This window comes from Ideonella lacteola, assembly GCF_038066555.1.
Classification (GTDB): Bacteria; Pseudomonadota; Gammaproteobacteria; order Burkholderiales; family Burkholderiaceae_C; genus Ideonella; species Ideonella lacteola.
Window position 1 is genome coordinate 1 of the sequence record NZ_JBBUTG010000018.1, and the last position, 23220, is coordinate 23220.

The window sequence follows — 23220 nt, forward strand, 5'->3', positions numbered from 1 at the left end:
CAACTCCTGGTTTGCTACGTTCACTACCTTGGCCGTGCCATTTGTGGCTATGGCTTCCCCGCTGTTGGCCGTGCGCAGGTGCAACTTGAACTGCCCGGCATCCAGGTTATTTGGCAACACCGCTACCCGGTAGGTGCCGCTCGCAGGCAGCTTGGCAAGCGACACCACTTTGCCTGGCCGGTCACTCTCGCATTGCGTCACATCCGTCGCAATCAAGCGCGTGCCGTCAGGGTTGTACACATACAGGTACGTGCAGTTGTTCGTGCCGCTGTTGCCATCGCCAAGCGTGTTATTCGTCCACAGCAGCTGCAGGCTCTGGCCCGCCGTGCCGTTGAATGTGTAGCGCGCGTTCTGGCCAAGGCCGAGCGTCACCGGCGTGGGCTGCGCAGCGTCAACGTCGAGCGTGCCCCGCACACTCGAAACCACGCCGATGTTGACCGTACCTGTCTCCGTGCCGGTCGGCCGCAACACCATGGTGTAAGTGCCACCAGCCGTAGGTATGACGTTGGCGAAGTCATCGACATCGTCCCCGCTCGCCGCGAAGCTCTCGACCTTGGTTCCGTCTGGCCGGTAAACCTCAACAGTCACCGCACCGACGAACGTGCCGCCGCGGGCGACGAAGCTCAGGTACTGCGCTGGCGGCACATCAAAGATCACCAGAGCCTTCTTGCCCGGCGCGACAATCGAGATCGGCAGCATCGGGCCGTCGACCGTCAGCCGCACCTTCGTCTCGAAGTCCGCCGCGGTGTAGGTACCAGGCAGCGCATAGAAGTCGTTCGTGCTGATGGCTTGGCCATACTTGGTCGTGACGGCGATCTTGCCGGACGCGACACCCCCCGGCACCGGGGTCTTGAGCAGCGTCGGCGACGGACTGTCCGCGTCCACCACGGTGCTCGAATAGGCCTGGCCCAGCATGATCTTGTTGTCGGTAGCCCCAGCCTGGAAGTTCGTGCCTGTGAGACTGACCACATCACCTGTCTTGCCCGTGTCCGGCGTGAAGCTGGTGATCGTCGGTGCCGGCATGCTCAGACCCACGACGAAGTCGGTCGCGCTCGTGACGCTGCCGTTGGCATTGCTGACAGTGATCTTGCCGGTGCTCGCGCCGCTGGGCACCTTCACCGTCAACACATTAGCCGTGGCCGACTTGACCGCGGCCACCTTGCCGTTGAACTTGACTGTGTTGTCGGTCAGCTTCGTCTTGAAGCCTGAGCCGTACAGCGTGACCGTTGCGCCCACGGGCCCTGAGTTCGGCGTGAATTCAGCCAGACCGAGGGTGTCGACGCTGTTGCGTTGGACGGAAATGACATTCCCGGCGGGGTCATAGCGGTACTGCACGCTTGCACCGTCAGGTGCCACCGCGAGCACGAGGCGACCCAACTCGTCATAGGCATAGCTTACCTGCGCAGCGGCATAGAACGGGGCCGCCAACAAGCCTGCCATGATGAGAAGCCGCCACGTCCGCAGGATGGCGCGAATCCAACCCGACGTCTCACACAGCACCAGTTCTCGGCGCTTCACCATTTGTCCAGTCGCCATGCGCCCCTCCCCGTTGAGGACTTCTGATCAGAGATCGGGGAGAGAACAACTTTACGCGCCAAGACGCTGGCGAGCCCCCCCTTGTTGGCCAATACCTTCTACGGACCGTTGGCTCTATTCAGAATGCTATTGGCTACGAACGGCGATCGACAAACGCAGTTACTCTTCGTTTCTAACCCGTTTCTTGCGTGCAATCTAACGCGCAGGATCAGGCAGCTGATTTACTCCAACGCGCCATCAAATCAGCCCACTTGGTGCGCACCGCCTTCAGGTGACGCTCCTTCACGTGGCCGTAGCCGCGGATGTCTTCAGGCAGCTTGGCGATTTCGACCGCCAGGGCCAGCTTGTCTGCTGACAGGCCGGCGAGCAGTTCGTCGATCGCGGCGCGGTATTCGCCGATCAGCGCGCGTTCGGTGCGACGCTCTTCGGTGTAGCCGAACACATCCAGCGCGGTGCCGCGCAAGCCCTTCATCTTGGCCATCAAGCTGAACGCGGTGCGCATCCAGCCACCATAGGCCTTCTTCACCAACTCGCCCTTGTCGTTGCGGGCCGCGAGCAGTGGCGGCGCCAGGTGGTGAACGAGCTTGAAGTCGCCCTCGAACTGGCTGTTCAACTTGGCGATGAAGGCGGGGTCGGTGTGCAGGCGCGCCACCTCATACTCGTCTTTGTAGGCCATGAGCTTGAACAGGTACTTGGCCACGGCCTCGGTGAGGCGCGTTCCCTGGCCGAGCTTGCCTTCTGCCGCACGGACCTTCTCGACAAACGCCTTGTACTCGGCGGCATAGGCGGCGTGCTGGTAGCCCGTCAGGAACTCGACGCGCTTGCTGACCATCTCATCGAGCGACGGGCGCTTGACGAACTGGATCACCGCGGCGGCCTTGAACAGCGCCTTCACGGACGCGAGGTCATGGGCACAACGACGACCCCATTCGAAGGCGTCCTTGTTCTTCTCGATCTGCACGCCGTTGAGCTCCATCGCGCGCATCAGCGACTCACGGGTCAGCGGAATGCGCCCGTGCTGCCAGGCGAAGCCGAGCATCAGCGGGTTCGTGTAGATCGAGTCGCCCAGCAGTTGCGTGGCGGCCTCTTCAGCATCGAAGCTCGCGAAGTGATCCTTGCCCACTGCGGCAGCAATGGCCTGCTCGCACTGGCCGGAAGGGAAGGTCCATTCTGTGTCGGTGACGAAGCTGGCCGTCGGCGTGGCGTGGTTGTTCAGCGCGACGAAGGTACGCTCCGGGTGCATCGCGCTCAGCGTGGTCTTGCTGGCCGCCACGATGGCATCGCAACCGATGATCAAGTCGGCCTTCGCGGTATCGACCTTGGTGGTGTGAATGGCATCGTTGCTCTGCGCAATCTGCACATGAGACCAGGTGGCGCCGCCCTTCTGGGCCAGGCCCGCCGCATCCTGCGTGACGATGCCCTTGCCTTCGATGTGCGAGGCCATGCCGAGCAGTTGGCCGATGGTGATGACGCCCGTGCCGCCCACACCCGCCACCACGATGCCCCAGGCCGATTCACAGCTGGGCAGCACCGGGTCCGGGATGGCCGGCAGGTTGGCCAGGCTCGGGCCACTGCCCTTCTTGGGCTTCTTCAAGGTACCGCCTTCGACGGTCACGAAGCTCGGGCAGAAGCCCTTCACGCAGGAGAAATCCTTGTTGCAGGAGTTCTGGTTGATCTGGCGCTTGCGGCCGAACTCGGTCTCCAGCGGTTCCACCGAGACGCAGTTGCTCTGCACCGAGCAATCGCCGCAGCCTTCGCACACCAGCTCGTTGATGACGACGCGCTTCTCGACATCTGCCATCGTGCCGCGCTTGCGGCGGCGACGCTTCTCGGTGGCGCAGGTCTGGTCGTAGATGATGGCCGTGGTGCCCTTGATCTCGCGGAACTCGCGCTGGATCGAGTCCAGCTCGTCGCGATGGTGCACCGTCACGCCCGGCGCCAGCACCACACCTTCGTACTTGGCCGGCTCATCGGTGACGATCTTGAGCTTGGCCACGCCTTCGCTGACGAGGCTGTTCATGATCTGGATGACCGAATGCCCCTCGGGCCGCTCGCCCACGCGCTGGCCACCGGTCATCGCGACGGCGTCGTTGTAGAGCACCTTGTAGGTGATGTTCACACCCGAAGCGATCGATTGGCGGATGGCCAGGATGCCGCTGTGAAAGTAAGTGCCATCGCCCAGGTTCGAGAAGATGTGCTGCTCATTCGTGAAGGGCGCCTGGCCCACCCAGGGCACGCCTTCACCGCCCATCTGCGTGAACGTGGCCGTGCTGCGATTGGGCATCCAGCTGACCATGTAGTGGCAGCCGATGCCGGCCACGGCGCGCGAGCCTTCGGGCACGCGGGTGCTGGTGTTGTGCGGGCAGCCCGAGCAGAACCAGGGGGTGCGGTCGCCGGTCTTCACCTCCAGCGTCGACAAGGCCTGCTCTTTGGCCGTGATGACGGCGATGCGCTGGTCCATGCGGGCGGCGATGTCCGCCGGCACGCCCAGCTTCTTCAGCCGCTTGGCGATCGCCTTGGCGATGATGGCGGGCGTCAGGTCGGCCTTCGCGCGCAGCAACCAGTTTTCGCTCGGATTCGGCATCGACCATTCGCCGCCGGAGAGATCACCCTCCTGCTCCTGGAACTTGCCGATCACGTTGGGGCGCACATCCGAGCGCCAGCCGTACAGCTGCTCCTTGATCTGGTATTCGATGACCTGGCGCTTCTCCTCGACAACAAGGATTTCCTGCAGGCCGGTGGCGAAATCACGGGTGATCGTCGCCTCCAGCGGCCACACCACGTTGACCTTGTGCAGCCGCAGGCCGATCGCGCGGCAGGTGTCGTCGTCCAGACCCAGGTCGCTCAAGGCCTGGCGGGTATCGTTGAAGGCCTTGCCGCTGGCAATGATGCCGAAGCGATCACGCTGACCTTCGATGACGTTGTGGTTGAGCTTGTTGGCACGGATGTACGCCAGCGCGGCATACCACTTGTAATCCATCATCCGCGCTTCCTGCTCCAGCGGCGGATCCGGCCAACGGATGTGCAGGCCGCCCGGCGGCATCTGGAAATCCTCTGGGAGGAGGATATTCACGCGATCGGGGTCGACGCTGACACTCGACGCCGACTCGACCACCTCCTGGATGGTCTTCATGCCGCTCCACAGGCCCGAGAAGCGGCTCATCGCGAAGGCGTGCAGGCCCATGTCGAGGATGTCCTGCACGCTGCTGGGGAAGAAGGTCGGAAAGCCGCAGGCCTTGAAGACGTGGTCGCTCTGGTGCGGCGCGGTCGAGCTCTTCGAGACGTGGTCATCGCCGGCGATCGCGATCACGCCGCCATGCTTCGACGTGCCGGCCATGTTGGCGTGCTTGAACACGTCGATGCAGCGATCAACACCCGGGCCCTTGCCGTACCAGATGCCGAAGACGCCGTCGTACTTGGCCTTCTCTTTGAACAAGTCCAGCTGCTGGGTGCCCCAGACCGCCGTGGCGCCGAGTTCTTCGTTGACGCCCGGCTGGAAGACCACGTGGTTGGCCGCCAGGTGCTTCTTGGCGCTCCACAGCGCCTGGTCATACCCGCCCAGCGGCGAGCCGCGGTAGCCGCTGACGAAGCCGGCGGTGTTCAGGCCAGCGCGCGCATCGCGCGTTCGCTGCAACATCGGCAGGCGAACCAGCGCCTGCACCCCACTCATGAAGGCCCGCCCCGTTGGCAGCGCGTACTTGTCGTCGAGCGTGACCGATTCCAGGGCCTTGCGAATCGATTCGGGCAGCGGGGCGTTCATGGCGAGCTGGGCTCCTATGTGGGCGGCGGTGGCTGGCGTGGAGGTGCGCAAGGGCGCCAGGGGCTCGTGACCCGACGCGCCCTCGGCCAAAGAGGGGTGAGTGCGCAAAGTGTAGGAGCAAGAACGCGAGAAGTGCTTTCTTTCGATTGCCCGGTACGCCTCTCTTCAGCAAGAATCTTGCTCCATAGAGCCATCCGCCGAATCAACCTTGCCAAAGCCTGCCAAATCAGGGAAAACCAGTAGTAGCGAGGGTCACGCCGCCCCCGCCATCACCGCCGCATCCGGCGTCACGCTGGACCGCTACGACGTCGCCATCCTCGACGCCTTGCAGCGCGATGCTCGCCAGTCGAACGCCGATCTGGCTGCCGCCATCGGCCTGTCGGCCGCGCCCACGTGGCGACGGGTTCGGCGGCTGGAAGAACTGGGCGTCATCACCGGGTACCGGGCCGAGATCGATCGCCGCAAGATCGGCCTCGGCGTGCTCGCATTCGTGCGGATCGACACCGACCGCGACAACGCGGCATCGACCCAGGCCCTGGAGGCCGCGATCAAGAAGCTACCCGAGGTGATCTCCTGCCACTACATCTCGGGGGCAGGCACCTTCGAGCTTCAGGTGCTGGTCACCGACCTCGACGCCTACTCGCGCTGGACGATGGACACGCTGTTCAAGCTGCCGAACGTGAAGGACCTGCACACCAGCTTTTCGCTGGGGGAGGTGAAGGCCGGGGCGGCGCTGCCGTTGGGGCACCTGCGCGCGCCCTGACAACGAACCCGTACGCATGCCATCATGCTGCCCGTCATTTTTCATTCATCCAGGCATTCGACCGCCCGCCGAATCGATCCCGACAACCGCCTTCCCGGCGGTGTTCGCAGAGACGATGGCGTGTGACGATGGCCGCAGCTAGAGGGAGCCCATTCATGCTGGTCAGCACACTCGAAACCGCACCCGGGCATCGCATCGTGGCCCACCTGGGCATCGCCCAGGGCAGCACCGTGCGGGCCAAGCACGTCGGTCGGGATTTCATGGCAGGTCTCAAGAACATCGTGGGCGGGGAGCTGAAGGGCTACACCGAGCTGATGCAGGAGGCGCGTGAAGAAGCCGTCAACCGCCTGACGCAAGAGGCCCGCAGCATGGGCGCCAATGCGGTGTTGAATCTGCGCTTCGTCACCACCTCCATCACCACCGGCGCGGCAGAGATCCTGGCGTACGGTTCGGCGGTGAAGGTCGAGCCGGTCTGACGCCATGGCCTGGCTGGAATTCTTCATCAATCAAGGCCTGCCGTTGACCTTGGTCGCCGTCGGCTACTTCGTCGGCCGCGGCCTGGAAATGCGGCACTACGCATCGATCAAAGCGCGCGAGCGCGAGCTGCAGTCCATCGTGGCGCTGAACACCCGCTACGCGCCCGAAGGCGTGCAGGTGGCCGGCATGAAGGTGGTCAGCGGCAGTGTGGTGGTGTCGTCCGACTACTTCAAGACTTTTGTCGCGGGCTTTCGCAACCTGGTCGGCGGCCGCTTTCGGGGCTATGAATCACTGCTGGAACGCGCGCGTCGTGAAGCCCTGTTGCGCATGAAACAGCAGGCACAGGATCAGGGCTGCCGCCTGATCATCGGCGTGCGTTTTCTGACCACCACGGTGGCCGGGTCACAGACGCCGTCGGTCGAGGTGATGGCCTACGGCACCGCCATCCGCCAGGCATGAACGAGATTCCGCCCGCCGGCCCGCGGCTCGAAAACCGCCTGCCAGACGAGGGCATCAACAGCAGCACCGAGCACCCGCTCAAGGAGTTCGCCTGGCTCGTCGGCGCCAGCTTGGCGACCCTGCTGGTGGTCGTGCTGTTGGTCGGTTGGGCCGCCCGCTGGCTGGCCCCGCACATCCCCTTCGCCACCGAGGTCGCGCTGGCGAAGCGTCTGGTCGACCGTGAACAGAAGCCTGCCGACGCCGCCCGGTCAGCGGCCCTGCAAGCGGTGGCCCAGAAGGTGGCCGCGCAGATGGGCCTGCCCGAAGGCATGGAGCTCGTCGTGCAGTACGAAGAATCCAAGGTGGTCAATGCGTTCGCCACCATTGGGGGGCGCATCCGGGTGCACAGCGCCTTGCTGACCAAGCTTCGCAGCGAAGACGAACTGGCAGCGCTGTTGGCCCACGAGATTGCCCATGTCAAGCACCGCCATGTGGCGGCCAGCATGGGCCGCGGCATGGCCCTGGGCCTGCTGCTCGGCGTGGTTTCCACCGATGCCGGCGCGGCGGCTGCGCAATCGGCCCTCGGCCAAGCCACCGGCCTCGCGTTGATGGGCTATTCGCGAGAGCAAGAGCGCGAGGCTGACGAAGCGGCACTGAAGGCGGTGCATGCGCTGTATGGCCACGTGGGCGGTGCCATGGATCTGTTTGCGCACCTCGGCGAGGTCAACCCGGATGAACCACCCACGGCCCTCAGCACCCATCCGATGTCTGCCGAGCGCTTGAAGGCCATGCAGCAACTGGCGGCTGAAGCAGGCTGGCCCGTCACAGGTGAGCGCACCCCGTGGCCCACCGCTTTGAGCTGCGGCGCTTCCCAGCCCGCCAATCCCGGCGGCACTGCCCCGCCCTGTCAGGCCTCTTGACCATGGATCTCACGCCCGCCCGCCGAGAAATCGTCACCGACCGGCTGCTGCTGCAAGCAGGCGAGTTGCAGCTGTCCGAAGCCCTGGCCGACTTCTACCAGCGCAACCGCAGTCACTTCGCCCGATGGGATCCACCCACGGCCGAGAGCTTCTACACCGCGTCCGCGCAAGCCGAACGCCAGCGCTTGGGCCTCAAGGCCTTTTCCGAAGGCACCGCGTTTCGCTATTGGTTGTCCCCGCGGGACGACCCACAGCGCGTCATCGGCTCGGTGCATTTCAGCCAGATCGCTCGTGGCGCCTTCCACAGTTGCGTGCTGGGATACGCACTGGATCAGCAGTGCCAGGGCCGAGGCCTGATGCATGAAGCCCTGTCAGCGGCCATCGAAGAGATGTTTGCGCCGCTGGTCAACCTGCACCGCATCCAGGCGGCCTATCGCCCCGAGAACCTGCGAAGCGGTGCCGTGCTGTCACGCCTGGGCTTTCGGATCGAGGGCCTGGCGAAGGACTATCTCTTCATCGACGGCGCCTGGCGCGACCACCAACTGACAGCGCTGACCAACCCCTGCTTCACCGAGCCGCTCGACTGGTGAATCTCGGCATCCTGTCGTGCACGCGATGGGGCACGCACGCACCATGGACGGGAATGCACCGCGGCAAGACCCAGCCTGGACACGCCGGCAGCAACAGGAAAAACCCCAGTATCGGGCACGGGGTTTGCGAGGAGATCCGGGACAGAATGCCGCACCTTGCATAGCTTGCCCTCCCGGCATCCTATTGATCAATCCCCAATGCACGGCACAACCGTCCTAGGAGATGCTCGCATGAGCCGCCCCCGCTCGACCCTCTCGATCCACCGCCTGGCCACCGTGGCCCTGTTGACGTCGCTCGGCATGGCCGGCGCCCAGGCCAAGACCCTGGTCTATTGCTCTGAAGGCTCACCCGAGAACTTCACACCGGCGCTGAACACCACCGGCACCAGCTTCGACGCGGCACGCCCGATCTACGACCGCCTCGTGCACTTCGTGCGCGGCAGCACCCAGACCGAGCCCGGCCTGGCCGAGAGCTGGACGATCTCTGACGACGGCAAGGTCTACACCTTCAAGCTGCGCAAGGGCGTGAAGTTCCACAGCGTGGCCGGCTTCACGCCGACGCGCGAGTTCAACGCCGATGACGTGATCTGGTCGTTCGAGCGCCAGTGGAAGCCGGATCACCCCTACGCCAAGGTGTCGGGCGGCAAGTACGACTACTTCGCCGACATGGGCTTCAAGGACGACCTGGTGTCGATCGAGAAGATCGATCCGATGACGGTCAAGATGACCTTCAAGAAGCCCAACGTCACCATGCTGCCGAACCTGGCGATGGACTTCGCCGCCATCGGCTCGGCCGAATACGCCGATGCGCTGGCCAAGGCCAACAAGAAGGAACAGTTCGACCAGGTGCCCGTGGGCACGGGCCCGTTCAGCTTCGTCACCTACCAGAAGGACGCGGTCATTCGCTACAAGGCCCACAAGGCCTACTGGGGTGCTGAGAAGGCGATGGTCGACGATCTGGTCTATGCCATCACGCCGGATGCGACGGCCCGCTACTCCAAGCTGAAGGCTGGCGAGTGCCACCTGTCGGGCTACCCGCGCCCGGCTGACCTGCCCGAGATGCAGAAGGACCCAGCGCTCAAGGTCACCAGCCTGCCCGGCCTGAACATCGCCTACTGGTCGTTCAACACCCAGAAGCCCCCGTTCGACAAGAAGGAAGTTCGCCAGGCCTTCACGATGGCGATCGACAAGGCGGCCATCCTGAAAGAGGTGTACCTGGGTGCCGGCACCCCGGCCAAGAACCTGATGCCGCCGACACTGTGGGGCTACAACGACAAGGTGCAGGACTGGCCGCACGACCCGGCCAAGGCGAAGGAACTGCTGGCCAAGGCGGGCGTGAAGACGCCGATGGAGGTGGACCTCTGGTACATGCCCGTCCAACGCCCGTACAACCCGAATGCCAAGCGCATGGCCGAGATGATGCAGGCCGACCTGGCCAAGGTTGGCGTCAACGCGAAGCTCGTGACCTATGAATGGGGCGAGTACCGCAAGCGCCTGCAGCAAGGCGAGCACATGACCGGCATGCTGGGTTGGAACGGCGACAACGGCGATCCCGACAATTTCTTCTTCTTGCATGGTTGCGATGCCGCACGTCCGGGTGGACAGAACCTGTCGAAGTGGTGCAATAAGGCCTTCGATGAGCGCCTGGAGAAGGCACGCACCTTGACCGACAACAAGGCCCGCGCCAAGCTGTATGAGGAAATGCAGGCCATCGAGCACGAGGAAGCGCCCGACTTCAAGATCGCGCACTCGGTGGTCTACGAGGTCATGCGCAAGGAAGTGACGGGCTACAAGCAAAGCCCGTTCAATACGCATGAGTTCAAAGGTGTCGAACTGAAGTGAGGAAGAGAGCTACGCCATGACGATGTTTGCCCATACCCGTGTTGCTCTTGGCCTGCTGGTGCTGGTCGGCATGGCCGCCCTGACCGGTTGCCATCCTGGCGTACCGGACACGGTGAAGATCGGCGTGGCGCAGCCGTTGTCCGGCCCCCTGAAGGACCTGGGGCAGGACATGGTCAACGGCGCCCAGATGGCCATTGACGACATCAACAACACCGAAGGTGGCTTGAAGATCGACGGCAAGGTCGTCAAGCTGGAAATGGTGACCGCCGACGACAAGGCCGATGCCAAGGCCGGGGAAGCGGCGGCGCACTCGCTGGTCGAAGCGGGCGTGGTGGCGGTGATCGGCCACCTCAACTCGGGTGTCAGCATCGCTGCAGCCCCGATCTACGCCGAGAAGATGATTCCGCAGCTGGCGATCTCGACCAAGCCCGAGTACACCAAGCTGGGCCTGCCGACGACGCTGCGCCTGGTGGCCAGCGACGCCCTGCAATCCAAGGCCATGGGCTCGATCGCGGGCAGCCTGCCGGGTGACCATGTCTACGCGGTGGTCGACGACAACACGCCCTACGGCAAGAGCCTCGCCGAAAACGCCGCAGCTCAGTTGAAGGGCAAGACGATCGGCGTGCGCACCTCGCTGGACGACAAGACGACCGACTTCAAGGCCTTGATCCCACAGTTGGCGGAAAAGAAGGTCGACGTCTTCGTCACCACCCTGGCCGATTTCCAGATCATCGCGTTGGCCGACCAGTTGGTCGCCGCGGGCCTGAAGAACATGCAGATCGTGGGCAGCGACACGATCAAGACTGAAGGCATGCTGAAGGTCAATCCGCAGATCGGCACGATCTACGCCACCTCGCCGATCATCGGTGCCGGCGAATTCACCGGCGGCAAACCTTTCCTGGAGAAGTTCCGCTCACGTTTCAAGCACGACCCTGTCTACGCCGCGCACTACGCCTACGACGCGGTGCACGTGCTGGCCGCTGCACTGAAGAAGGCCAAATCCGCCGACGGCAAGAAGCTGGTGCCGGCGCTGAAGACGGTCGACGCCCTGGCCCCGGTGACCAGCAGCATGCGCTTCGCCGAAGACGGCGAACAGCGTTACGGCTCGGTCAGTGTCTACCAGCTCAACCACGGCTCCTGGTTCCTGCTGACACGCAGCGACGTCTGGTGACGCATTCAGGCGGCGCCCAGACGCCGCCCGGCCCGACCAGGGGCTGAATCAGAAGGAAGAGCGGCCCTCTTGACGGAGGGCCGCAGCAATTCATGCTCAAGTTTCTGTGGCGCCGACTGGCGCTGACCGTCCCGACGTTCTTTGCCCTGATGTTCGTCACCTTCGTGGCCATTCGGCTGGTGCCGGGAGACCCGGTGGAGGTGCGCGTTGGCGAGCGAGGCATCAGCCCTGAGCGGCTTGCGCACTTTCGCCATGAGCTGGGGCTCGATCAACCGGTGTGGAAGCAGTTTCTCGACTACGTCTGGCAATTGCTGCACGGGGACTTCGGCACCTCGCTGGCCACCAACCAGAAGGTGCTCAGCGAATTCGCTGCGCTGTTCCCTGCCACGCTGGAACTGTCGCTCTTCGCGATGCTGTTCGCGGCTCTGATCGGCCTGCCGGCCGGCACGATCGCGGCCGCCAAGCGTGGCAGCCTGTACGACCAGGCCATGATGGGCCTGTCGGTCACCGGCTACTCGATGCCCATCTTCTGGTGGGGCCTGCTGCTGATCATGTTCGTGGGCGAGCGCTGGGGCTTGACGCCAGTCTCGGGCCGCATCGACCTGATCAAGTACTACTTCGAGCCCGTCACAGGCTTCATGGTGATCGATGCCTGGCTGTCCGGCCAGGAGGGCGCCGTGCTGGATGCCTTGCACCACCTCGTGTTGCCGGGCATCGTGCTGGGCACCATCCCGCTGGCCGTGATCGCCCGCATGACGCGATCGGCGATGCTCGAAGTGCTCAGCGAAGACTATGTTCGCACCGCGCGGGCCAAAGGCCTGCCGATTTGGCGTGTGATCGGGGTGCATGCGCTGCGCAACGCGCTGATTCCCGTCGTCACGGTGATCGGCCTGCAGGTCGGCGCCCTGATGGCCGGCGCGGTACTCACCGAAACCATCTTCTCCTGGCCCGGCATCGGCAAGTGGCTGATCGAATCGATCGCGCGGCGAGACTACCCCGCCTTGCAAGGGGGAGTGATGCTGGTGTCCACCGTCGTGATCGGCGTGAACCTGTTGGTCGACCTGACCTACGGGCTGATCAACCCTCGCATTCGACACGCCTGAGCGCCATGTCCGAGCGTCAACCTGCCATGGCCACATCCTCCGTCCCGAACACCCCTGCCCCCAGCGCCCCAGCCACCGCATCCTCGGGTGCACCGCCTTCGCCCTGGCGCGCCTTCTGGCAGGCCTTCAGCGAAAACAAAGGCGCGGTGGCCGGCCTCATCGTGGTAGCCATCGTCGTCGTTCTGGCCCTGCTGGCCGACTGGATCGCCCCCTACTCGCCCAACGAGCAGTTCCGCGACGCCGTGCGCGCCGCCCCGGCCTGGGCAGAGGGTGGTTCATCACGCTTCCTGCTCGGCACTGACAGCCTGGGCCGCGACATGCTGTCGCGCCTGATCCACGGCGCCCGGGTGTCGCTGTTCATCGGCCTGTCGGTGATGGGGGTGTCCTTCGTGATCGGCGTGCTGCTGGGGATCGCGTGCGCGTCGTTGGGCAATGCGGTGGACGTGGCCATCACCCGGGTGATGGATCTGATCATGGCCGTGCCCAGCCTGGTGCTGGCCATCCTGGTGGTCGCGGTGCTGGGCCCCAGCCTCGCCAACACGATCATCGCCGTCACCATCGTCTACCTTCCTCGCTACGTGCGGCTGCTGCGGGCCTCGGCGCTGGCCGAGCTGAAAAAGGACTACGTCACCGCGGCGCGTGTGTCCGGGGTGAAGGGCTGGCGGCTGATGTTCGTGACCGTGCTGCCCAACTGCCTGGCACCGCTCATCGTGCAAGCTGCGCTGGGCGTGTCGGACGCCATCCTCGAAGCCGCGGCACTCGGGTTCCTGGGCCTGGGAGCCCAACCGCCCACCGCCGAATGGGGCACGATGCTGGCGGATGCCCGAGAGTTCATCCGCTCCGACCCGTGGCTCGTCACCCTGCCCGGCCTGGCCATCCTGATCACGGTGGTGTCGATCAATCTCGCGGGCGATGGCCTGCGCGACGCGCTCGACCCGAAGATGAGGAAAACCTAGTGCAGTGTTTGGTGCTGGGCGGAACTGAAGAAAACCGATGGATTGGGTCGTCTGGCGAGGCGCAAACCACAGCGATGCCCGGTGGCATCGCGAGGATTTGCAACGACGCCAGGCGGCCAAAGGCACGGTTTTATGTTCCGCATAGCGTCGAACACTGCACTAGCCCCACGCCGGAATTGTTGACCCCCGCGGGCCCTCTGGGCTCGTGCAGCGGGCCGGCGAAGCCGGTTCCGCGCACGCCACTTGAATGGCGGCAGTTCCTGCGGAGCGCCGCCGAAGGCAGGTAGACCTGATGAATCCGAGTTCGAACAAACCGCTGTTGGATATCAAAGGCCTGACGGTCAGCTTCGCGACGCGGGGCGGTGCATTCCGCGCGGTCGATGGGGTCGACCTTCAGGTCGCGCCGAACGAGGTGCTGGCCATCGTCGGCGAATCCGGCTCTGGCAAGTCGGTGGCGATGCTGGCCATCATGGGACTGCTGCCCTGGACGGCGACGGTGAAGGCCGATCGGATGATGTTCGACGGGCAGGACCTGCTGGCGATGACGCCCAGGCAGCGCCGCGCGCTGGTGGGCCGCGATGTGGCGATGGTGTTCCAAGAGCCCATGAGCTCGCTGAACCCCTGCTTCACCGTGGGCTACCAGATCGGCGAAGCGCTGGCAGAACACACCGATCTCGACCGCGACGCCCGCAAGAAGCGGGTGATCGAATTGCTCGACCAGGTCGGCATCCCCGATCCTGCCCGGCGCGCGCGTGCCTTTCCGCACCAGCTCTCTGGCGGCATGAGCCAACGCGTGATGATCGCGATGGCACTCGCCTGCAAGCCCCGGTTGCTGATTGCCGACGAGCCCACCACCGCACTGGATGTGACCATCCAGGCACAGATCCTCGATCTGCTGCAGGCCCTGCGGCGAGACACCGGCATGGCACTCGTGCTCATCACCCACGATCTCGGCGTGGTCGCCGAGGGCGCGGATCGGGTGCTGGTGCAGTACGCCGGCCGACCGGTGGAGACGCAGCGCGCCGACACGCTGTTCGTCTCGCCCCACCATCCCTACACCGCGGCACTGTTGGCCGCCCTGCCCGAGCGCGCCCGCCAGGGGGAGCGGCTGACGGCCATCGACGGCATGGTGCCCGGCCAGTTCGACCGTCCCACGGGCTGCCTCTTCGCGCCACGATGTCCGTTCGCGCAGCCCGAGTGCCACGCCCGAGCGCCCTTGCCCGCCAGCGATGCGCTCGGCCGTGCCCTGTGCATCACACCCCTGGTCGATGGCCGCCCCACGCCCGTGGCGATGGAGGCTCAAGCCGCATGAACACGAACACCACCATCTCCGCCGTTCTCGAAGCCCGCGATCTGCGCCGCAACTACGCCGTCTCGCGCGGCTGGATGAAGGGCACAGCCACCGTGCAGGCGCTGGCAGGCGTCAGCTTCTCGGTACAGGCCGGGCGCACCTTGGCCGTCGTCGGCGAATCGGGCTGCGGCAAATCCACCCTGGCTCGCCTGCTGACCATGATCGAGTCCCCGACCGCCGGGCAACTGCTCATCGATGGCAAAGACGTGGCTCATGCCGACGCGGCCCTGCGCCAGTCATTGCGCAAGCAGATCCAGATCGTCTTCCAGAACCCCTACGGCTCGTTGAACCCACGTCAGACGGTGGGCAACGCGCTCATGGAACCCCTGCTGGTCAATGGCTTGGGTGACGCGAAAGAACGCGAGGCTCAGGCGCGCGCCATGCTGCGCCAGGTGGGGCTGCGCGAAGAGCACTTCGGCCGCTACCCCCACATGTTTTCCGGCGGTCAACGCCAGCGCATCGCAATCGCCCGCGCCCTGATGCTCAAGCCCCGCGTGCTGGTGCTCGACGAACCGGTCTCGGCACTCGACGTGTCCATACGCGCCCAGGTGCTGAACCTGCTGGACGACCTGCAGCAGGCGCTGGGCGTGGCCTACATTTTCATCTCGCACGATCTCGGTGTGGTGCGGCACGTGGCCGACGACGTGATGGTGATGTACCTGGGCCGCTGTGTGGAACAAGGCGCACGCGACGCGGTCTTCGACAACCCGCAGCACCCCTACACCAAGGCCCTGCTCTCGGCCACACCCACGGTCGACCCCGCAATGCGCCGCGAACGCATCATCCTGAAGGGCGAGCTCCCCTCGCCGATCGACCGCCCCAGCGGCTGCCCCTTCCGCACGCGATGCCCGCTGGCTTTCGATCGGTGCACGAAGGAAGAGCCAGGGCTGCAGGGCCAGGATGGGCAGAGGGTGGCGTGCTGGGCGGTGACTGCACCACCTCTCAGCATCGCCGCCTGACGAGGCGCCTTGCGGCGCCGCCACCAATCTCGTCAATCCCCCAACCCTGCAGCTGGGATCGCAGAACACCCCCTATCATCAATCGCTCGACTTATGAGCTCCCAGGAGGGGATTGATGAAACAAACACGCCAATCCATGGCGGCGATTGCCCTGTTCGGCCTGACAGTCGCCACTGTTGCTGCCGAGCAACCCGAACAATGGCGCGGCCAAGGGCCCTATTTAAATGAAGCCGGCCAGCCTATCCGAGACGAAAGCGGCCGGCGCATCACCTACAAAAAGGGCCAATGGCTCCAACCGCAGGTTCGTCGTGCCGATTCCCACCAACTCACAACACATTCGCTCGCTGGTAGCCTGGTGCCGAGTTGGAGCTATGTTGCGTTCGGCTCCGACATCGGCGGCCAAGGCCTGGTGTCGGCGCTGATTCAGGGCAAGAAAGAGATACTGGCCACCGCCTCGACCAGCACCTTCGGACCCAGCACCTACTGGTACGCACTGGCGCCCGTATCCGGCGCACTGGTCGACGGATTGAAGCAAACTTTTGCCTCTCCGCCACTGGAAGGATCGATAGTCAAGCTGGCTCTGGCAACAGGATCGGCCGGTGACCTGCGCATCGTAGTCGCACTGAGCAATGACACCTTGATTCAGTACGACGCCGCGACCAAGCAGGTCAAGTCAGAGGCTCCTGGTCCCTGCGCCGAGAAGGACGGGCTGACGGCATTCACCACGGGCGACCTCAACGCAGACGGCGTCGACGAATTCATCTCAATCTGCGGCGATCGCAGCCTCGTCGTTGATGGGCCCGCCTACACGTCCTGGACTCTGCCAGAGATCGGCGGCGACGAACTGGTGCTGGGCCAAATGGATGACGACGCGGCGATCGAAATCGTCAGCAATTCAGGCCAAGTAATCGATTCGGCCAGCAAATCGATTCAATGGACCTACGAGAACGGCTTTGGTCGTCATATGGTGGCAGGCGACGTGGACGGCGACGGTCGACACGAATTGTTGGGGGCCGAGTCCTGGTACTTCGTGAACGCCTACGACGTCGAGAAGCAGTTGCCCAAATGGACCATCCAGATCGATGGCGATATTGACGCCATCCAGCTCGGCGACGTTACCGGCGATGGCATGCAAGAACTGCTCGTAGGAGAGTTGCAGGGCAGCGCCGTGCAAGTCTTCGACACGGTCAGCCAAGCCAAGCTGGGCAAGCTCGCCAATCCCGAGGGCGGGGTGACGAATCTTCTGGTCACTGACTTGAACGGTGACGGGTCAAATGAGATTCTGTGGGGCTGCGGCGAGACGAGCACGGGCCCCGATTTCCTCAAAGTGGCGAGTTGGTCGACAAGGAAGACCGACTGGCAAAGCATCGACCTGGTCGGCCCGTTCACCGCGCCAGTGATTGGCGATCTTGACGGTGACGGGATCGACGAAGTTGTCTTCGGCTCCTACAAGGCCGACTCCGGCTATAGCAGCGGACGGATCATCGTACTGGACGGCAAGACGCTAGCCGTCCGCGGCGTGTCAGCCCCCATCGTCAAGAATCAAAGCTGGGAAGGCACGAAGGACTTGGCCCTCGCTGATGTCGATGGCGATGGCAAGAAGGAAATTCTCGTTGCTGCAGATCGGCTGTATCAGGGTGCGCTGGAGATCTACCAGTTCACCAGAAAGAACACCTTCAAGAAGCTGACAACGATCATCGAACCCGATCTACCAGGCTTCACTGCAGTGACGGCCGCGGACTCGGATGGTGACGGAACCGTCGAAATGCTCGCTGGAAACTCCGGGTACCTGTACGCCTATGACCCGTTGCTCGGAACCCGAAAGTGGCGCACATCGACTTCGATGGTCTACACCCCGCGTGACATCATCGTCGGGAGTTTTGACGACGAGGTCACACCGGAAATCGCAGCGATGGGGGCCGGCGGAAATCTGTTCATTCACTCCGGCGTGACCCACGAAATCGAAGCGGTAATCGAAGTTGCCGGCGCCCGCTCGTTGTCTTCTGTCATGACGCCTAGCGGACTGCACCTGTTGGTCGGCGACTTCTACGGAAAGGTGAATGAGTACGCCTACCGTGCCGGCGCCTACACCAGAGTCAAGCGCTGGCAGGCGTCAACAGACAGCATTGACGGCGTGACGGCGACCCCCGACGGAACGCGCTGGGTCGGTAGCGCCGGAATAGTCAGGGCTTTTGGCAAGCAAGGCACACTGAAATACGAGTCTGTCAATCTGGGCTTCGAGGCCGGACGCAAAGTGGTGAGGATGAAGAAGCTCGGTCTCGACTTGACGAACGGACTCAGCGGCCTTTACGGGCTGCCTTACACGGCGCCGGCCGCGAACGCGCCCCAGTAGACACCCCTCGCCACGCAGGGTAAAGAGAACGTACGCCCGCCACGGCCTGTGGCGGGCGTCCATCAAAATCGCCTCGTCCGGCGTTTCGCCCGCCGTTGCGGGATTCGACCGCTGCATCGTTGTCAAAGGTAAGCCAAGCAGCCTGGCACTCGCGCCCAACCTCTGTTCACCCACATAGGCGCCTGTACCGTCCGCATCGCGCACAGATTCATAGACATGTTCAGGAGGGAAGCATGCAGAACCATCGTATTTACTCATTGGCTTGCGCCTTCAGTCTGATCTTTTCATTCACTGCTGGTGCCACGCCACCCGTCCGTCCAGACGACACGGCAGCAAAGCTCAACGTTCGGCAAAGAGCCGTCAAGAAAAATGCGGGGGGCGCCACGACCTCACCCACCGCGGTGCATGGGCAGGCTGCCCCACCCGGTTCGATGCTGGAACCCACTTGGACCTATCTCGCATTCGGAGCCAACATCGGCGCCCACGGTCTGGTTTCGGCCAAGGTGGCTAACTCCACCGAAATCTACGTCACCGCGGCGTCGATGGCTTCTGGCAGCCCAAACTACTGGTACGCCCTGTCGAAGACATCCGATCTGGTGGTGGATGGCCTGAAGCAGACGTTCGCAACAACGGCTTTCGAATCGCCGATCGTCAATCTATCCGTCGCGACTGCAGGTGTGGGGGACCAACGCATCGTTGTCGCACTGCAGGATGGGAACCTCATTCAGTACGACATCACTTCCAAGCAGATCAAGGAGCAAAGTGCCAGTCCTTGCAGTGGCCACGGAGGGCTTCAAGCGTTCAAGACCGGCGACTTGAACGGTGATGGAGTCGACGAATTCATTTCGATCTGCGCTGACAACATGCTGTTCGCGCATGGTTTCAACTACACCAGCTGGTCACTCGCTGGCGTCGGCGGCACGGGAATCGCGTTGGGCCAAATGGATGGCGACGCAGCCGTTGAAATCGCCTCAACCACAGGTCAAGTGATCGACAGCGCCACGCGCACGGTGCAATGGAATCACGCAGAAGGTTTCGGCATTGACCTGGTGGCAACCGATCTGAATGGCGATGGGCGGGACGAATTGGTCGCTGCTGAGCGCTGGTACAACATCAATGCGTTTGATGTCGAGAAGAGGCTGACTAAGTGGACCATTCAGGTCAGCGGCGAAATCGCAGCCATCGAACTTGGTGACGTGAACAGCGACGGCATTCAAGAGTTGCTGGTCGGTGATGCCCAGTGGGGAGCGGTCCATGCGTACGACTTGGCGACGCAGGCTGAGGTCGGCAAGATCAACAACCCTGATGGCGGCGTGAGGAGCCTGCTGGTGGCCGACACCAACGACGATGGCGTCTCCGAAGTGCTGTGGGGCGGCGGCGCAGTCGCCTTCGGCACTGCTCACCTCTTTGTGTCAACTTGGTCAACCAAGCGAATCGAATGGCGAAACACCGTACTGATTGGCCCCTTCATTGGCCCCGTTGCCGGTGATTTGGATGGCGATGGGATCGACGAAGTTGTGTTCGCATCGCGCGGCACCAACACCAATAACTACGGGGGTAGCCGGATCATTGTGCTCGACAGCCGGACTTTGGCTGTACGCAAGTTGTCGGAGCCAGTGATGAACAACGAAAGCGTGTTTGGTGTTCAGGACATTCGCCTTGGAGACGTCGACGGCGACGGCCGGCCAGAGATCTTGTTGGGCGGCGACCGCATGTACGACGGTGCGATTGAGGCCTACAAGTTCACCCGCCACAGCAAATTCATCCGCAAGGTCTCCCTTCTCGATAGCGACGCCGGCACGGTCACTTCAGTAGCAGCAGCAGACATAGACGGCGATGGGAAGATCGAAATACTGGGCGGCACCAGCGGATACGTGATCGCCTACGATCCGGCTACGGGAACGCGAAAGTGGCGCTCGGCGTTCCACATGGACGGCTTGCCGCGAGACCTGGCGGTCGGCGACCTCGACGGCGATGGTGCTCTGGAGTTCGCGTGCAGGGCTGACGATGGCAAGTCGTACGTCCATGACGGAATCACACATGCCGTCGAAGCGGTGATCGGTGGCATCAAGGGTACCGCCATGACGTCTGTCCAGCGCCCCATGGGGCTGAACTTGCTGATCGGGGATGAAGCCGGTCAGATGCACGAGATGGCTTACCAAAACGGGGTCTACGTCGAACAGAAGAGCTGGTACGCCACGGACAACGCCACTGTCGACGGCGTGGCGGTCGACCCCAGTAGCGGCGCCACCTGGATTGGCTCAAACGGCAAGCTCCGTGCCTTCAGCAAAGAAGGCAAGTTTCGCTACGAAAGTGTCCCTCTTGGCGGCCATCCTGGTCGCCAAGTGGTCCGCCTGAAGCGCCTCGGCTTGGATCTGACGACCGGCGATGCAGGTCTATATGGCCTGCCCTACGCCAAGCCTTGACCAACGACTCAGTTCGTGCCAAGCGTAACGTAGAGACTCTGCGCACCTGGCCCATTCGGCGATGCACCGACCGCCCCAGCGGCTGCCCCTTCCGCACGCGATGCCCATTGGCTTTCGATCGGTGCACGAAGGAAGAGCCAGGGCTGCAGAGCCAGGATGGGCAGAGGGTGGCGTGCTGGGCGGTGACCCCAGCGGTGATCGCCGCAGCCGCCTGAGGGCCCACCCAGAGCGCCGACCGCGAAACGCAGAGCCCTCACCTCGGGCCCGCATGGGCCTGAGGCGATCCGCCCTTGTCACCGTCCGCCGCGCAACTCCGTCGCCACCGCCTTAGCGTCGTAGATCGTTTCCAACGCATGCACGATCGCGCCGATGTGCACGGCGAGGGAACGGGCCGTGCTGTCGGTGTAGATGAACCGGCCGCCCAGTGCTTCAAGGTTGCTGTCGAACATCAGGCCGACGAGCTCGCCGCGCTGGTTGACCAGAGGTGAGCCGGAGTTGCCGCCGATGATGTCGGCGGTGGTGACGAAGTTCAGCGGCAGGCGCGGGTCGATTTGTTGGCGCCGCTTCTGGATCTGCGGCGAGAGATCGAACGGCGCCTTGCCGTCGAAGCTGTCTGCGCGCGCCAGCCAGCCGCCAAAGGTGGTCTTCCACGGCGTGGTCTGGCCGTTCGAGACATACCCAGCCACCCGGCCAAACGACAGCCGCAAGGTGCCGGTCGCATCAGGCGGCACATTGCGGCCGTGAATGGCAAAGCGGGCCTGGCCCAGGCGCTCTGCAGCCTGCTGGAGGGGTGTATCGACCTGCTCCTCCTTGAAGCGAACCAGCTCGCGATGCATGGGGTAGATCTCGCGCGCCAGCCGGATGAGCGGGTCTGTCGAAGCCTCGATGGCGGGCACCCCGCCCGACAGCAAGGCGGTGCGAACCGCCACGTTGTCAAGCTGGCTGCCCCGTACCCAGCGCTCGGCCGCGGCTTCGGGCGTGTCGCTGCCGAGCACCGCTTTCACGAAATGGTGCTCGGCGCCCAGGAACTCCCGGGCCTCCAAAAACTGCCCGCTCAGCCGGGCGATCTCCAGGTCTTTGTAGATCGGCGAATCAGCCTTGAGCTTGCGTTCAAGGTCAGGCCAGGCGGCCTCCCGGTAGTCCGGCATGCGCTGCGCCTCGGGCAGACCGCGCTCGTATGCCGCCTCAACCAGCATGCCGGCCTGCGAGAGGATGGTGCGGTAGCCATACCCCACGGCCCACAAGGCCTTGGCCTGGCTGATGTGGCGGGAGGTGGCGGCCTCGACATCGGCCCAAGGGTTGCCGCTCAATCCGCGCTCGGTGTAGGCGGCGCGAAAGCGGGCCTCGTCAGCCTCCTTCGCCTGCATCACGGCTTCGTCTTTCAACGCCGCCATCTGGCCGCGCATCGACTTCAACCAATTCTCCGTACCGAACAGCCTGTCGACAGCCTGCCGAGCGGCTTCGGGTGACCGGCTCGAATACGCATGAAGCAACTTTTGCTGCGCCTCGGCACTGGCCAGTTGCAAGGGCAGCAGCACGTCCCGATGCGCTTTCAACTGGGCGAGGGTTTGGAGCCGATCGGTGCGGCCCGGGTGGCCGGCCACGAACACCAGATCGCCCTCTGCCACCGGCTGGGCGGCCATTTTCAGGAACTGTGGTGGCTGCACCGGCCGCCCGTTCTCGTAGACCCGCATCAAGGCGAAATCCAGGGCGAATCGCGGGTACACGAAGTTGTCTGCGTCGCCTCCATAGAAGGCCGCCTGGAACTCAGGGGCGAACACCAGCCGCACGTCGTCCCATTCTTTGAACCGATAGAGGTGGAACAACGAGCCGCTGTAGAGCGACTCCACCTCGCAGCGTCGCTTCAACTTCGGGTCGGCACACTGTGCTTCGATGTCGGCAATAGCCTGTTTGCGCAACGCGTTGCGCTGCTCGTCGTTCGTGCCGGCGGACATGGCCTTTTGCACGGCAGCAGTCACATCCTCCGTCGATTGCAATACGCGAGCACGCCCGCCTGGGCAGCGCAGCTCCTGGGCGCGGTTCACCGCGGTGAACCCATGCGCCACCAAGTCACGACTCGGCGTGGACACCTGCTCGATGCAGTCCAACGCGACGTGGTGATTGGTCAGCATCAGGCCCTGGGCCGACACGAACGAGGCAGATGCCCCGTAGTTCACCGCCGCGTGCTGCAGGTGCTTGAGCAGGCTGGGCGTGATCTGCACGCCATAGCGTTGCTGGACCTGATCGATCGGCGGATTGTCGAAAGTCCACATGCCATCGTCGGCACGCGATGCGAGAGAGAACAGCGTCAGTGCGGCGGCAGCGGCAAAGCGAATGGCCCGCACCGGCCTTTCACGGTCGGTCATGGGTGAGTCCTCGGTGGCCCGTACTGGGCGTCAAGCAAGCGACAGGCCAGCCTGCCTCGGTGAGTGTAGTGGGCCCCAACACGAGATGGGTTCAGTGAGCGCCCTGGTGATCGTCTACCAGTTGTATCTGCTGGGCCACGCCGAGTACGCCGTTTGCGGCAGTTGGGCACAGCCAACCCGTTCCTCACGCGCCCGAGTGACGGGGGGCC

General features: G+C 63.9%; 16 protein-coding genes. 13 read left to right on the plus strand and 3 right to left on the minus strand.

Going from position 1 to position 23220, the window contains the following annotated elements:
• Both AACH06_RS22230 and AACH06_RS22235 read right to left on the minus strand, forming a co-directional pair.
• A partial coding sequence (locus tag AACH06_RS22230) for an IPT/TIG domain-containing protein (protein ID WP_341427973.1) occupies nt 1-1521 on the minus strand: 1521 nt, incomplete at its 3' end.
• A gap of 223 nt (nt 1522-1744) precedes the next feature.
• Nucleotides 1745-5296 carry an indolepyruvate ferredoxin oxidoreductase family protein gene (locus AACH06_RS22235; protein ID WP_341427974.1) on the minus strand — a complete coding sequence of 1184 codons (3552 nt, stop codon included), beginning with the start codon at nt 5294-5296 and terminating at the stop codon, nt 1745-1747.
• Between the two features lie 208 nt (nt 5297-5504).
• On the opposite strand from AACH06_RS22235, the gene AACH06_RS22240 reads away from it, so the two are divergent.
• The 13 genes from AACH06_RS22240 (at nt 5505) to AACH06_RS22300 (ending at nt 20645) form a co-directional block, all read left to right on the plus strand.
• On the plus strand, nt 5505-6059 hold the full coding sequence (locus AACH06_RS22240) for an Lrp/AsnC family transcriptional regulator (protein WP_341427975.1): 555 nt from the start codon (nt 5505-5507) through the stop codon (nt 6057-6059).
• Between the two features lie 155 nt (nt 6060-6214).
• On the plus strand, nt 6215-6535 hold the full coding sequence (locus AACH06_RS22245; RefSeq protein ID WP_341427976.1) for a YbjQ family protein: 321 nt from the start codon (nt 6215-6217) through the stop codon (nt 6533-6535).
• Between the two features lie 4 nt (nt 6536-6539).
• Nucleotides 6540-6995, plus strand: coding sequence for a YbjQ family protein (locus AACH06_RS22250; RefSeq protein ID WP_341427977.1), 456 nt, complete (start codon nt 6540-6542; stop codon nt 6993-6995).
• Nucleotides 6992-7894: a M48 family metallopeptidase gene (locus AACH06_RS22255; protein ID WP_341427978.1), complete on the plus strand. Its 903-nt coding sequence runs from the start codon at nt 6992-6994 to the stop codon at nt 7892-7894. Before AACH06_RS22250 ends, AACH06_RS22255 begins: the two co-directional genes overlap by 4 nt.
• A gap of 2 nt (nt 7895-7896) precedes the next feature.
• Nucleotides 7897-8484: a GNAT family N-acetyltransferase gene (locus AACH06_RS22260; RefSeq protein ID WP_341427980.1), complete on the plus strand. Its 588-nt coding sequence runs from the start codon at nt 7897-7899 to the stop codon at nt 8482-8484.
• Nucleotides 8485-8715: 231 nt separating this feature from the next.
• Nucleotides 8716-10326: an ABC transporter substrate-binding protein gene (locus AACH06_RS22265; RefSeq protein WP_341427981.1), complete on the plus strand. Its 1611-nt coding sequence runs from the start codon at nt 8716-8718 to the stop codon at nt 10324-10326.
• 16 nt (nt 10327-10342) lie between these two features.
• Entirely contained in the window at nt 10343-11497 is a 1155-nt protein-coding gene (locus AACH06_RS22270; protein ID WP_341427982.1) for a branched-chain amino acid ABC transporter substrate-binding protein, read from the plus strand.
• Between the two features lie 92 nt (nt 11498-11589).
• Nucleotides 11590-12600 (plus strand): ABC transporter permease subunit, encoded by a 1011-nt coding sequence (locus AACH06_RS22275; protein WP_341427983.1) that lies wholly within the window; start codon nt 11590-11592, stop codon nt 12598-12600.
• A gap of 26 nt (nt 12601-12626) precedes the next feature.
• Nucleotides 12627-13556 (plus strand): ABC transporter permease subunit, encoded by a 930-nt coding sequence (locus tag AACH06_RS22280; RefSeq protein ID WP_341427984.1) that lies wholly within the window; start codon nt 12627-12629, stop codon nt 13554-13556.
• Between the two features lie 292 nt (nt 13557-13848).
• Complete coding sequence (locus AACH06_RS22285; protein WP_341427985.1) at nt 13849-14868, plus strand: ABC transporter ATP-binding protein; 1020 nt, start codon at nt 13849-13851, stop codon at nt 14866-14868.
• A complete protein-coding gene (locus AACH06_RS22290; RefSeq protein ID WP_341427986.1) occupies nt 14865-15866 on the plus strand; it encodes a dipeptide ABC transporter ATP-binding protein in 1002 nt (333 codons plus the stop codon). Before AACH06_RS22285 ends, AACH06_RS22290 begins: the two co-directional genes overlap by 4 nt.
• Nucleotides 15867-15981: 115 nt before the next feature.
• Entirely contained in the window at nt 15982-18219 is a 2238-nt protein-coding gene (locus AACH06_RS22295; protein ID WP_341427987.1) for an FG-GAP-like repeat-containing protein, read from the plus strand.
• 233 nt (nt 18220-18452) lie between these two features.
• On the plus strand, nt 18453-20645 hold the full coding sequence (locus tag AACH06_RS22300) for an FG-GAP-like repeat-containing protein (RefSeq protein WP_341427988.1): 2193 nt from the start codon (nt 18453-18455) through the stop codon (nt 20643-20645).
• Between the two features lie 293 nt (nt 20646-20938).
• Here AACH06_RS22300 and AACH06_RS22305 read toward each other — a convergent pair whose 3' ends face one another.
• Nucleotides 20939-23011 (minus strand): S46 family peptidase, encoded by a 2073-nt coding sequence (locus AACH06_RS22305; protein ID WP_341427989.1) that lies wholly within the window; start codon nt 23009-23011, stop codon nt 20939-20941.
• Nucleotides 23012-23220: the final 209 nt, after the last annotated feature.

Excerpts from the sequence above, each read along its gene's own strand:
- AACH06_RS22295 (WP_341427987.1), top strand. The coding sequence starts at position 15,982 with ATGAAACAAACACGCCAATCCATGGCGGCGATTGCCCTGTTCGGCCTG.
- AACH06_RS22300 (WP_341427988.1), top strand. The coding sequence starts at position 18,453 with ATGCAGAACCATCGTATTTACTCATTGGCTTGCGCCTTCAGTCTGATC.
- AACH06_RS22290 (WP_341427986.1), top strand. The coding sequence starts at position 14,865 with ATGAACACGAACACCACCATCTCCGCCGTTCTCGAAGCCCGCGATCTG.
- AACH06_RS22280 (WP_341427984.1), top strand. The coding sequence starts at position 12,627 with ATGGCCACATCCTCCGTCCCGAACACCCCTGCCCCCAGCGCCCCAGCC.
- AACH06_RS22285 (WP_341427985.1), top strand. The coding sequence starts at position 13,849 with ATGAATCCGAGTTCGAACAAACCGCTGTTGGATATCAAAGGCCTGACG.
- AACH06_RS22275 (WP_341427983.1), top strand. The coding sequence starts at position 11,590 with ATGCTCAAGTTTCTGTGGCGCCGACTGGCGCTGACCGTCCCGACGTTC.
- AACH06_RS22235 (WP_341427974.1), bottom strand. The coding sequence starts at position 5,296 with ATGAACGCCCCGCTGCCCGAATCGATTCGCAAGGCCCTGGAATCGGTC.
- AACH06_RS22245 (WP_341427976.1), top strand. The coding sequence starts at position 6,215 with ATGCTGGTCAGCACACTCGAAACCGCACCCGGGCATCGCATCGTGGCC.
- AACH06_RS22265 (WP_341427981.1), top strand. The coding sequence starts at position 8,716 with ATGAGCCGCCCCCGCTCGACCCTCTCGATCCACCGCCTGGCCACCGTG.
- AACH06_RS22305 (WP_341427989.1), bottom strand. The coding sequence starts at position 23,011 with ATGACCGACCGTGAAAGGCCGGTGCGGGCCATTCGCTTTGCCGCTGCC.
- AACH06_RS22250 (WP_341427977.1), top strand. The coding sequence starts at position 6,540 with ATGGCCTGGCTGGAATTCTTCATCAATCAAGGCCTGCCGTTGACCTTG.
- AACH06_RS22260 (WP_341427980.1), top strand. The coding sequence starts at position 7,897 with ATGGATCTCACGCCCGCCCGCCGAGAAATCGTCACCGACCGGCTGCTG.
- AACH06_RS22270 (WP_341427982.1), top strand. The coding sequence starts at position 10,343 with ATGACGATGTTTGCCCATACCCGTGTTGCTCTTGGCCTGCTGGTGCTG.
- AACH06_RS22255 (WP_341427978.1), top strand. The coding sequence starts at position 6,992 with ATGAACGAGATTCCGCCCGCCGGCCCGCGGCTCGAAAACCGCCTGCCA.